The sequence below is a fragment of the Janthinobacterium sp. LPB2021202312-11-4 genome, from assembly GCF_037049705.1.
Classification (GTDB): Bacteria; Pseudomonadota; Gammaproteobacteria; order Pseudomonadales; family Pseudomonadaceae; genus Aquipseudomonas.
Genome location: NZ_JBAGKV010000003.1, coordinates 25,623 through 37,584 on the forward strand (window position 1 = coordinate 25,623; position 11,962 = coordinate 37,584).

Here is an 11,962-nt window from a genome sequence, read left to right on the forward strand (position 1 = left end):
CCCGCAGCAAGCCTGAGAGGTGTACACCGTGAGTCATTTACTGGACCAATTGCGGTTTTTCAATCGCAAGCAAAACGAGTTTTCCGACGGTCACGGAGAGACCCGCAAAGAGTCTCGCGACTGGGAGAACGTCTACCGTTCCCGCTGGCAGTACGACAAGATCGTGCGCTCCACCCACGGGGTGAACTGCACCGGGTCGTGCTCGTGGAAAATCTACGTCAAGAACGGCTTGATCACCTGGGAAACCCAGCAGACCGACTACCCGCGTACCCGCAACGATCTGCCCAACCATGAGCCTCGTGGCTGCCCGCGTGGCGCCAGTTACAGTTGGTACATCTACAGCGCCAACCGGCTCAAGTACCCGAAAATCCGCAAACCGTTGCTCAAACTGTGGCGCGATGCGCGGCAGACTATGGCGCCGGTCGAAGCCTGGGCGAGCATTGTCGAGGACAAGGCCAAGGCCGACTCCTATAAAAGCAAGCGCGGCATGGGTGGCTTCATTCGTTCCAACTGGGAAGAAGTCAACGAAATCATCGCGGCGGCCAACGTCTACACCATCAAGCAATACGGTCCCGACCGCATCGTCGGCTTCTCGCCGATCCCGGCCATGTCGATGGTCAGCTATGCCGCCGGCTCGCGTTACCTGTCGCTGATCGGTGGCGCGTGCCTGAGTTTCTACGACTGGTACTGCGACTTGCCGCCCGCTTCGCCGATGGTCTGGGGCGAACAGACCGACGTGCCGGAATCGGCCGACTGGTACAACTCCAACTACATCATTGCCTGGGGCTCCAACGTTCCGCAGACCCGGACTCCGGACGCGCACTTCTTCACCGAAGTCCGTTACAAGGGCACCAAAACGGTTGCGATAACCCCGGATTACTCGGAAGTCGCCAAGCTCACCGACCTGTGGCTGAACCCTAAACAAGGCACCGATGCGGCGCTGGCCCAAGCGTTCAATCATGTGATCTTCAAAGAATTCCACCTGGACAAGCCGAGCGCCTATTTCACCGAATACGCCAAGCGCTTCACCGATTTGCCGGTGCTGGTGCTGCTCAAGCAAATGGTCGACAAGGCACCGGGCGCCGGTTATCAGCCGGACCGCTTCCTGCGCGCCAGTGACTTGACCGACAACCTCGGCCAGGAAAACAACCCGGAATGGAAAACCATCGCCCTCGATGTCAACGGCGAACTGGTGTCCCCTCAGGGTTCCATCGGTTATCGCTGGGGCGAGAAGGGCAAGTGGAACATTCTTGCCCGTGAAGGCGGCGAAGGTCGCGAGATCGATCTGAAGCTGAGCCTGATCGGCGATGACGTTGCCGAAGTGGCGTTCCCGTATTTTGCCGGTGAGTCCCACGAGCACTTCCAGCACGTGGCCGGCGACGCGGTGCAATACCGCCGTGTGCCGGTGCATAACGTGGTGCTGGCGGACGGTAGCGTCGCTAAAGTCGCCACCGTGTTCGACCTGTCGGCGGCCAACCTGGCGATTGATCGTGGCCTGGGCGGCGACAACGTGGCCAAGGATTACGACGACGCCTCGGTGCCTGGCACCCCGGCCTGGCAGGAGAAAATCACCGGCGTCAGCCGCGAAAAAGCCATCCAGATTGCCCGTGAATTTGCCGACAACGCCGACAAGACCAAGGGCCGCTCGATGATCATCGTTGGCGCGGCGATGAACCACTGGTACCACATGGACATGAACTACCGCGGGCTGATCAACATGCTCATGCTCTGCGGGTGTGTCGGCCAGACCGGTGGCGGTTGGGCGCACTACGTCGGCCAGGAAAAACTCCGCCCGCAATGCGGCTGGCTGCCCCTGGCGTTTGGCCTGGACTGGAACCGTCCGCCGCGCCAGATGAACGGCACCAGTTTCTTCTACGCCCACAGTTCGCAGTGGCGCCACGAGAAAATGAGCATGCACGACGTGCTCTCGCCGCTGGCCGATAAATCCCAATTCCCCGAGCATGCCCTGGACTACAACATCCGCGCCGAACGGGCCGGCTGGCTGCCCAGCGCACCGCAACTCAACACCAACCCGCTGCACATCTGCCGCGATGCCGCAGCCGCCGGCATGGACCCGAAAGACTACGTGGTCAAGTCGTTGCAGGACGGTTCGCTGCGCTTCTCCTGCGAGCAGCCGGACAGCCCGGTGAACTTCCCGCGCAACATGTTCATCTGGCGTTCCAACCTGCTGGGCTCCTCGGGCAAGGGCCACGAGTACATGCTCAAGTACCTGCTCGGCACCAAGAACGGCGTGATGAACGAAGACATCGGCCAGGTCGGCGACTGCAAACCCGAAGAAGCCGAATGGGTCGACGAGGGCGCCATAGGCAAGCTCGATCTGGTCACCACGCTGGACTTCCGCATGTCGTCGACCTGCGTCTATTCCGACATCGTCTTGCCGACCGCGACCTGGTACGAAAAAGACGACATGAACACCTCGGACATGCACCCGTTCATTCACCCGTTGTCGGCTGCCATCGACCCAGCGTGGGAATCGCGTTCCGACTGGGAAATCTACAAAGGCATCGCCAAGGCGTTTTCCAGCATGTCCGAAGGGCACCTGGGCGTTGAAAAGGACCTAGTGACCATTCCGTTGATGCACGACAGCGTCGGCGAACTGGCCCAGCCGTTTGGCGGCACCGACTGGAAAAGCGAAGGCGTGGCGCCGGTACCGGGCAAGAACGCACCGAACCTGCACGTGGTCGAGCGCGATTATCCGAACATCTACAAGCAGTTCTCGTCGCTTGGGCCATTGCTGGAAAAACACGGCAACGGCGGCAAGGGCATCAACTGGAACACCGAAGACGAAGTGAAATTCCTCGGTGAACTCAATCACAAAGAAGGCGACGCCGGGATCAGCCACGGTCGGCCGAAAATCGACACGGCCATCGACGCCGCTGAAGTGATTCTGTCCCTGGCCCCGGAAACCAACGGCCAGGTTGCCGTGAAGGCCTGGGCCGCGCTGTCGGAATTCACCGGCATCGACCACAGCCACCTGGCGCTGTCCAAGGCCCACGAGGCGATTCGTTTCCGCGACATTCAGGCGCAGCCGCGCAAGATCATTTCCAGCCCGACCTGGTCAGGCCTTGAAGACGATCACGTCAGCTACAACGCCGGCTACACCAACGTTCACGAGGCGATCCCGTGGCGCACCATCACCGGTCGCCAGCAGTTCTACCAGGATCACCCGTGGATGCAGGCGTTCGGCGAACAACTGATGAGTTATCGCCCACCGGTCAACACCCGCACCATTGAAGGAGTGAAAGGCAAGCGCAGCAACGGTGAGATCGAAATCGTCCTGAACTGGATCACCCCGCACCAGAAATGGGGCATCCACAGCACCTACAGCGACAACCTGCTGATGCTGACCCTCAGCCGTGGCGGGCCGATTGTCTGGCTCTCGGAGAACGATGCGAAAAGCGCCGGTATCGAGGACAACGACTGGATCGAGTGCTTCAACGTCAACGGCGCATTGACCGCCCGGGCGGTGGTCAGCCAGCGGGTCAAGGACGGCATGGTGATGATGTATCACGCCCAGGAACGGATCGTGAACGTGCCCGGTTCCGAAACCACCAAGACCCGTGGCGGCCACCACAACTCGGTGACCCGTGTCGTGCTCAAGCCGACCCACATGATCGGTGGCTATGCCCAGCAAGCCTACGGTTTCAACTATTACGGCACCGTCGGTTGCAACCGCGACGAGTTTGTCGTGGTGCGCAAAATGTCCAAAGTCGACTGGCTCGATGGTTCGTCCGGTGATGACCTGCCGCGTCCGCTGCCGACCGATATTGAGGAGAACTGAGATGAAGATTCGCTCACAAATCGGCATGGTGCTGAACCTGGACAAATGCATCGGTTGCCACACTTGTTCGATCACCTGCAAAAACGTCTGGACCAGCCGCGAAGGCATGGAATACGCATGGTTCAACAACGTTGAATCGAAACCGGGCATCGGCTATCCGAAGGAATGGGAAAACCAGGACAAGTGGAAGGGCGGCTGGATTCGCAACGCCAACGGCACGATCAACCCGCGCATCGGCGGTAAATTCCGGGTGTTGGCGAACATCTTCGCCAACCCGGACCTGCCGAGCCTCGACGACTATTACGAGCCGTTCGATTTCGATTACCAGCACCTGCACACCGCACCCCTGGGCGAGCACCAGCCAACGGCGCGTCCGCGTTCGCTGATCTCCGGCAAACGCATGGAGAAAATCGAGTGGGGCCCAAACTGGGAGGAAATTCTCGGCACCGAATTCGCCAAGCGGCGCAAGGACAAGAACTTCGACAAGATCCAGGCAGACATTTACGGCGAGTACGAAAACACCTTCATGATGTACCTGCCGCGCCTGTGTGAGCACTGCCTCAACCCGACCTGTGCGGCCTCGTGCCCGAGCGGGGCGATCTACAAGCGCGAAGAGGACGGCATCGTCCTGATCGACCAGGAAAAATGCCGTGGCTGGCGGATGTGCATCAGCGGCTGTCCGTACAAGAAGATCTATTTCAACTGGAAAAGCGGCAAGTCCGAGAAATGCATCTTCTGCTACCCGCGTATCGAAGCCGGGATGCCGACCGTGTGCGCTGAAACCTGTGTCGGCCGTATCCGCTACCTCGGGGTGCTGCTGTATGACGCCGATCGCATCAGCGAAGTGGCGAGCACCGCCAACGAGCAGGACCTGTACGAAAAACAACTGGAGATCTTCCTCGACCCGAACGACCCGGCAGTGATCCGTCAGGCCTTGGCCGATGGCGTGCCGCAGTCGGTGATCGACTCGGCGCAACGTTCGCCGGTCTACAAAATGGCCGTGGACTGGAAGCTCGCACTGCCGCTGCACCCGGAATACCGCACCTTGCCGATGGTTTGGTATGTACCGCCGCTGTCGCCGATTCAGAACGCCGCGACCGCTGGCACCGTGGGCATGAACGGGGTGATCCCGGATGTCGACAGCCTGCGCATTCCCCTGAAGTACTTGGCCAACCTGCTGACCGCAGGCGATGAAAAACCGGTCAAGCGTGCGCTGAAACGCTTGCTGGCGATGCGCGCCTACAAGCGTTCGGAGCAAGTCGATGGCGTCCAGGACCTGCAAGTGCTGGCGGATGTCGGTTTGAGCGTGGCTCAGGTTGAAGAGATGTATCGCTACCTGGCGATTGCCAACTATGAGGACCGCTTCGTAGTACCGAGTGCTCACCGTGAAGACGCCATGAGCGACGCCTTCGCCGAGCGCTCCGGGTGCGGCTTCAGTTTTGGCAGCGGGTGCAGTGGCAGCTCCGACACCAACATGTTTGGTGCGAAGAAAGCCAACCGCCGCGACATCCTCAAAACCGTGCAGTTGTGGGAGGAATGAGCATGCAAATTCTCAAAGTGATTTCGCTGCTGCTCGACTACCCGACCGAGACCCTGACGGGCGGGCGCGACGAACTGGAGCAAGCGATTATCCAGTCCCGGGAAATCAGCCCGAAGCAGCGCGGCGCATTGTTCGAGTTGCTGGAACTGATCTGCGCCAATGACCTGATGGACGGGCAGGAGCACTACGGTGCGCTGTTCGGCCGGGGGCGCTCGCTGTCGCTGTTGTTGTTCGAGCACGTGCACGGCGAATCCCGCGACCGTGGCCAGGCGATGGTCGACATGATGGCGCAGTACGAAGCCGCCGGTTTTGCCATCGGCGTCAAGGAGCTGCCGGACTATATCCCGCTGTACCTGGAGTTCCTTTCGACCCGCGAAGACATCGAGGCCCGCGAGGGCCTGGCGGATGTGTCGCACCTGCTGGCCTTGCTCGCGGCGCGTCTGGAGGAGCGTGAAAGCGCTTACGCCAGTTGCTTCCGGGCGCTGCTGCAAATTGCCGGGGCCGAGCCTCATCAGGCGGTGGCCGACCTGCGCGCGCAGGTCGCCGCAGAACCCCGGGACGACTCCCTCGAAGCCCTCGACAAGATCTGGGAAGAGGAGGCCGTGGATTTTCTCCAGGCCGAACAGCAGGACCGTTGCAGTGGACTGCCAAGCGCACCGGGCAAGGCTCGGGAAGAAAGCGCGGTGCCGCTGCACTGGGTCGATTTTCAGCATGAAGGGCTGGCCGCCGTGCCAGCCAAGGAGGTGGGCAATGTCTAAATGGAATCTGTTGTTGTTCGGGGTTTACCCCTATGTGGCCCTGGCGATTTGCCTGATTGGCAGTTGGGCCCGCTTCGATCTGTCGCAGTACACCTGGAAGGCGGGCTCCAGCCAGATGCTCAACCAGCGCGGCATGCGCGTGGCGAGCAATTTCTTCCACATCGGTGTGTTGTTCGTGCTAGCCGGGCACTTCGTTGGCCTGCTGACTCCGGCGTCGGTTTACCACCATGTGATCAGCACCGAGAACAAGCAGTTGCTGGCGATGGTTTCCGGCGGGATCTTCGGCCTGCTGTGCCTGGTGGGGCTGCTGATGCTGGTCAAACGGCGGCTGACCGACCCTCGGGTTCGCGCCACCTCCAGCCCTTCGGACATCCTGATTCTGCTGGTGTTGCTCGCGCAGTTGCTGCTCGGTCTGCTGACGATCGTCGCGTCCACCGAACACATGGACGGCTCGGTCATGGTGATGCTTGCCGATTGGGCACAGAACACCGTGCTGCTGCGGCCGATGGACGCGGCGGCATCGATTGCCCCGGTCGGGCTGACCTACAAGCTGCACGTGTTTCTCGGCTTGACCCTGTTCGTGCTGTTCCCCTTCACCCGTCTCGTACACATGATCAGCGCACCGATCTGGTACCTGGGGCGTCGTTATCAAATCGTTCGTCAGAAGTTCTGAGGAGACAATCATGTCAGGTGGATGTGGATGTGGTGGCGGTAACGGGGGCAGCGGTGGCTGCGGTTCTTCCAAACAAGCGCAGCCCGATGTCGTCGACATCGCGCCGACCGCTGTGGGGCAGTTTGAGGCCCTCCCGGTTGAGTCGGCGACCGATGACGCCCCGGCGCAGTTGATTGCCAGCAGCGAGCAGGAGTGGCCGATCATCAGCGTCAACGGGGTGTCGATCACCCCGGAAGCGATGGCGCTGGAGCTGCAATATCACCCGGCGGAAAGTCGCGAGGAGGCGGTCTATCTGGCCGCCCGGGCGCTGGTGATCCGCGAGTTGTTGCAGCAGCGCATTGCCGAACTCGGCGTGGCGCTGGAGATCGGCGCTGGTGAGAACGAAGAAGCGGCCACGCGCTTGTTGCTTGAGCGTGAGGTGCATGTGCCGCAGTGCGATGAGGAAACCAGCCTGCGCTACTACGAAAACAATCGCGGGCGCTTTCACAGCGCGCCGTTGCTGGCGGTGCGGCACATCCTGCTCGAATGCGCGCCGGACGATACCGAAGCCCGCGCACTGGCGCATGCTCAAGCGGAAATCCTGTTGCAGCGGCTGGAAGAATTCCCCGGCAGTTTCGCCGAGCTGGCCGTGAAATATTCGGCCTGCCCGTCGAAGGCGCAAGGCGGTTCTTTGGGGCAGATCAGCAAAGGCCAGACCGTGCCCGAACTGGAACGTCAACTGTTCACCCTGGCGCCGGGCCTGGCCAGCAAACCGTTGGAGAGCCGTTACGGCTGGCATGTGATCAGTGTCGATCAGCGGATCGAAGGCATGCCGTTGCCCTATGACGTGGTGGCGACGGCGATCCGCACGCAGTTGCAGCAAGGCGTCTGGCAAAAAGCCCTGGTGCAGTACCTGCAAACCCTGATCGGCGCGGCGGATATTCGCGGCATCCACTTGCAGGGCGCCGACTCACCGCTGGTGCAGTGAGCCTTGGGGTCAACGGGAGATGTGATGAACGCTGTGATGCAGGATGGCTTTGGACGGCAGATCGACTATCTGCGGATGTCGGTGACGGACCGTTGTGATTTTCGCTGTGTGTATTGCATGGCGAAAAACATGACGTTCCTGCCGCGTCAGCAGGTCCTGACGCTGGAGGAACTGCAACGCCTGGCGACACTGTTCGTCGGCCAGGGTGTGCGCAAAATCCGCCTCACCGGCGGCGAGCCGCTGATCCGTCCCGGCATCGTCGGACTGTGCCGCAACATCGCTGCCTTACCCGGTTTGCGCGAACTGGTCATGACCAGCAACGGCTCGCAACTGGGCCGTTTGGCCCGGCCGTTGGTGGAGGCGGGCGTGAAGCGGATGAACATCAGCCTCGATAGCCTGGACGGGCAGAAGTTTCGCGCAATCACCCGCAACGGCGATCTCGATCAGGTGCTCAACGGCATCGAAGCGGCGCGGGACGCGGGGTTCGAGCGGGTCAAACTCAACTGCGTGGTGATGAAGGGGCGCAACTTCGATGAAGTCCCGGGGTTGGTGCAATACGCCATTGATCAACACATCGACATCAGTTTCATCGAGGAAATGCCCTTGGGCGATGTCGGCCGATCACGGGGTGAATCGTTTTGCTCCAGCGACGACGTGCGGGCGCTGATTGCCAGTCGTCACCGCTTGCTCGACAGCACCGAAAATAGCGGCGGGCCGGCGCGCTACGTGCGGCTGGAGCGCCATCCCGACACCCGCATCGGTTTCATTTCACCCAACAGCCACAACTTCTGTGGCAGTTGCAACCGGGTGCGAATGACCGTCGAGGGCAAGCTGTTGCTGTGTCTGGGGCAAGACGATGCGCTGGATTTGCGTGGCTTGCTGCGCCGCTATCCGCTGGACGATCAACCGCTGATCGACGCCGTGCAAAAAGCCCTGCGCGGCAAGCCATTGCGTCACGACTTCAACCCCGCCGGCGAGGTGCAGATAGTGCGCTTCATGAACATGAGTGGCGGTTGAACGGGATACGCAGATCCACTGTGGGAGCGGGCTTGCTCGCGAAGGCGGCTTATCAGTCAGCCATGATGTTCGCTGACACACCGCTTTCGCGAGCAAGCCCCACACATTAGATGCACGCTGTGTCACGTGGTTTTAATCGTCCGCAAATCTTGATGTCGATCAATTGCAGAACCGCTTATTGCCCGTAGTCTTCACTGCATGTTGTGTTTTTTACTTAGTAAAAATCTATATGTAGTGTTTGGAGGCCTAATGCAGAGCACGCTGATTTCAGTGGGATGTAACCGTTTGCACAAGCGCGACGGCAATCTGGTCGCCTTTGATGCGGACAAAATCCGTCAGGCGTTGATTGCGGCGGGCAAGGCCACCGGAGAGTATGCCGAGGCGGAAGCCGAAGGTTTGCTGCTGGCGGTACTGGCCCGGCTGGAAGGATTGCCCCGGCTGCATGTTGAGCAAATCCAGGACCGCGTTGAAAGGGTGCTGATGGACGCCGGTTATTTCCTCGCCATGCGGGCCTACATCGTCTATCGCGAACAGCACGGGCGTTTGCGCCGTGACCGCCGGACCCTGGTCGAAGTGGCCACGTCGATGAACGAATACCTGGACCGCGAAGACTGGCGGGTCCAGGCCAACGCCAATCAGGGTTATTCCCTCGGTGGGCTGGTGTTGAACGTGTCGGGCAAGGTCACCGCCAACTACTGGCTGGACGAGGTGTACAGCGAGGCCATCGGCCAGGCCCATCGCGAGGCCGATTTGCATGTGCACGACCTGGACATGTTGGCCGGTTACTGCGCCGGCTGGTCGCTGCGGACCTTGTTGCATGAAGGCCTCAATGGTGTGCCGGGGCGTGTCGAAGCGGGGCCGCCGAAGCATTTGAGCAGTGCCCTGGGGCAGATGGTGAATTTCCTCGGCACCCTGCAAAACGAATGGGCCGGCGCCCAGGCGTTCAGCTCGTTCGATACCTACCTGGCGCCGTATGTGCGCAAGGATCAACTGAGTTATCCGGAGGTCCGCCAGGCGCTCCAGGAGTTCATCTACAACCTCAACGTTCCGTCGCGCTGGGGCACCCAGACGCCGTTCACCAACCTGACCTTCGACTGGGTCTGCCCGCAGGATTTACGCGAGCAGATCCCGATCATCGGCGGTGAAGAAATGCCGTTTGCCTACGGCGACCTGCAAGTCGAAATGGATGTGCTCAACCGCGCCTACATCGAGGTGATGCAGGCCGGCGATGCGAAAGGGCGAGTGTTCACCTTTCCGATCCCGACCTACAACATCACCCATGACTTTCCGTGGGACAGCGAGAACGCCGACCGCCTGTTCGAGATGACGGCCCGTTATGGCCTGCCGTACTTCCAGAACTTCCTCAATTCCGATCTGCAACCCAACCAAGTGCGCTCCATGTGCTGCCGGCTGCAACTGGATGTGCGCGAGTTGCTCAAGCGCGGCGGCGGTTTGTTTGGCTCGGCGGAACAGACCGGATCGCTCGGTGTGGTGACCATCAACTGCGCGCGCCTGGGCTATGTGTTCAAGGGCGATACCAGCGGTTTGCTCAAGCGCCTGGACACGCTGATGGAGCTGGCGATGGAAAGCCTGGAGGTCAAGCGCAAGGTCATCCAGCACCATATGGACGCCGGTTTGTACCCTTACACCAAGCGTTACCTGGGCACCTTGCGCAACCATTTCTCCACCATCGGCCTCAATGGCCTGCATGAAATGCTGCGCAATTTCAGTGCCGACAAAGAGGGCACGCACACCGAGAATGGCCGCCAGTTCGCCCTGAAGTTGCTGGACCATGTGCGCGCCACGTTGCTGCGTTTTCAGGAAGAAACCGGGCACCTCTACAACCTGGAAGCGACCCCGGCGGAAGGCACCACCTATCGCTTCGCCAAGGAAGACCTCAAGCGCTACCCCGACATTCTCCAGGCCGGCACGACGCAAGCGCCGTATTACACCAACTCCTCGCAATTGCCGGTGGGCTATACCGATGACCCGTTCGAAGCCCTGGAGCTGCAAGACGAACTGCAATGCAAATACACCGGCGGCACGGTCTTGCATCTGTACATGGCCGAGCGGATTTCCTCGACCCAGGCCTGCAAGCAACTGGTGCGCAAAGCCCTTGGACGTTTCCGCCTGCCGTACCTGACCGTGACCCCGACGTTCTCGATCTGCCCGGTGCACGGCTACCTCGATGGCGAGCATGAGTTCTGCCCCAAATGTGACGAGGTCCTGCTGTTGAAAGAACAGCTACCCGGCACCGTTCACTGATTTCGATCCACTCAATCCCAAGGAGCTTCACCATGACTGCATCGCAAACACTGCCCCAGGCTCAACGTCAACGCTGCGAAGTCTGGACCCGGGTGATGGGCTATCACCGGCCGGTTTCGGCGTTCAACCCAGGCAAACAGTCCGAGCACCGCGAGCGGGTGCACTTCACTGAAAGCGCGGCGCTGGCCGGACGCCAATGAGTCGAACGCTACGGGTTGGGGGCATGGTGCCCCTGACCACTATCGACTATCCGGGGCAGCTCGCCTGCGTGCTGTTTTGCCAGGGTTGCGCCTGGCGTTGTCGTTACTGCCATAACCCGCAGTTGATCCCGCCTCGGGGCACCGATGAAGTGGATTGGCGGCGGGTGTTGGCGTTTCTGCAACGCCGTCAGGACCTGCTCGATGCGGTGGTGTTCAGCGGCGGTGAGCCGACCTTGCAAGACGGTTTGCTTGGCGCGATGGATGAGGTGCGGGCGATGGGTTTTCGCGTCGGCCTGCACAGCGCCGGGATCAAACCGGCGGCGTTTGCCAAGGCCCTGACCGGTGCCGATTGGGTCGGTTTCGATGTCAAGGCATTGCCCGAGGATTGCCAGGCCATCACCCGGGTCGAAGGCAGTGGAGCGGCGAACTGGCGCAGCCTCGAACATCTGTTGGCCAGTGGTGTGGATTACGAATGCCGCACCACCGTGCACTGGCATCTGTTCAAACCGGCAGGGCTGTTGATCCTCGCGCAGCGCTTGAATGAGCTGGGCGTCAAACGCTTCGCCGTGCAACTGGTACGCACCGAGCAGATGTTCGATCCGCAACTGCCAAGTGTGTCGGCACAAGCCTTGCTTCCGGATCTTTGGGAGGCCATGCGCGAGTTGTTTCCAGCGTTCGTGTTGCGGGGGTAACCGAGGCTGCGGCTAAACGATTTAACAGTGACACCCACCATGATTTTC

General features: G+C 60.7%; 9 protein-coding genes. All 9 read left to right on the forward strand.

Annotated features, from left to right (window positions below; translation table 11 throughout):
* The first annotated feature begins 28 nt into the window (after window positions 1-28).
* The 9 genes from V5E99_RS04090 to V5E99_RS04130 all read left to right on the forward strand — a co-directional run bounded on the left by V5E99_RS04090 (window position 29) and on the right by V5E99_RS04130 (window position 11,914).
* Window positions 29-3,802, forward strand: coding sequence for a nitrate reductase subunit alpha (locus V5E99_RS04090; protein WP_499801141.1), 3,774 nt, complete (start codon window positions 29-31; stop codon window positions 3,800-3,802).
* 1 nt (window position 3,803) lies between these two features.
* On the forward strand, window positions 3,804-5,342 hold the full coding sequence (narH, locus tag V5E99_RS04095; protein ID WP_010460230.1) for a nitrate reductase subunit beta: 1,539 nt from the start codon (window positions 3,804-3,806) through the stop codon (window positions 5,340-5,342).
* A 2-nt stretch (window positions 5,343-5,344) separates the two neighbouring features.
* Entirely contained in the window at window positions 5,345-6,100 is a 756-nt protein-coding gene (gene narJ / locus V5E99_RS04100) for a nitrate reductase molybdenum cofactor assembly chaperone (RefSeq protein WP_499801143.1), read from the forward strand.
* Window positions 6,093-6,773, forward strand: a complete 681-nt coding sequence (gene narI, locus V5E99_RS04105; RefSeq protein WP_499801144.1) for a respiratory nitrate reductase subunit gamma — start codon at window positions 6,093-6,095, stop codon at window positions 6,771-6,773. The genes narJ and narI overlap by 8 nt, the downstream gene beginning before the upstream one ends.
* A gap of 10 nt (window positions 6,774-6,783) precedes the next feature.
* Window positions 6,784-7,740: a peptidylprolyl isomerase gene (locus tag V5E99_RS04110; RefSeq protein ID WP_499801145.1), complete on the forward strand. Its 957-nt coding sequence runs from the start codon at window positions 6,784-6,786 to the stop codon at window positions 7,738-7,740.
* A 24-nt stretch (window positions 7,741-7,764) separates the two neighbouring features.
* Window positions 7,765-8,757, forward strand: coding sequence for a GTP 3',8-cyclase MoaA (gene moaA, locus V5E99_RS04115; protein ID WP_499801146.1), 993 nt, complete (start codon window positions 7,765-7,767; stop codon window positions 8,755-8,757).
* Window positions 8,758-9,006: 249 nt separating this feature from the next.
* Entirely contained in the window at window positions 9,007-11,022 is a 2,016-nt protein-coding gene (locus V5E99_RS04120; RefSeq protein WP_499801147.1) for a ribonucleoside triphosphate reductase, read from the forward strand.
* A gap of 32 nt (window positions 11,023-11,054) precedes the next feature.
* Window positions 11,055-11,222 carry an anaerobic ribonucleoside-triphosphate reductase gene (gene nrdD, locus V5E99_RS04125; RefSeq protein WP_017338867.1) on the forward strand — a complete coding sequence of 56 codons (168 nt, stop codon included), beginning with the start codon at window positions 11,055-11,057 and terminating at the stop codon, window positions 11,220-11,222.
* Complete coding sequence (locus V5E99_RS04130) at window positions 11,219-11,914, forward strand: anaerobic ribonucleoside-triphosphate reductase activating protein (protein ID WP_499801148.1); 696 nt, start codon at window positions 11,219-11,221, stop codon at window positions 11,912-11,914. Before nrdD ends, V5E99_RS04130 begins: the two co-directional genes overlap by 4 nt.
* Window positions 11,915-11,962 lie beyond the last annotated feature (48 nt).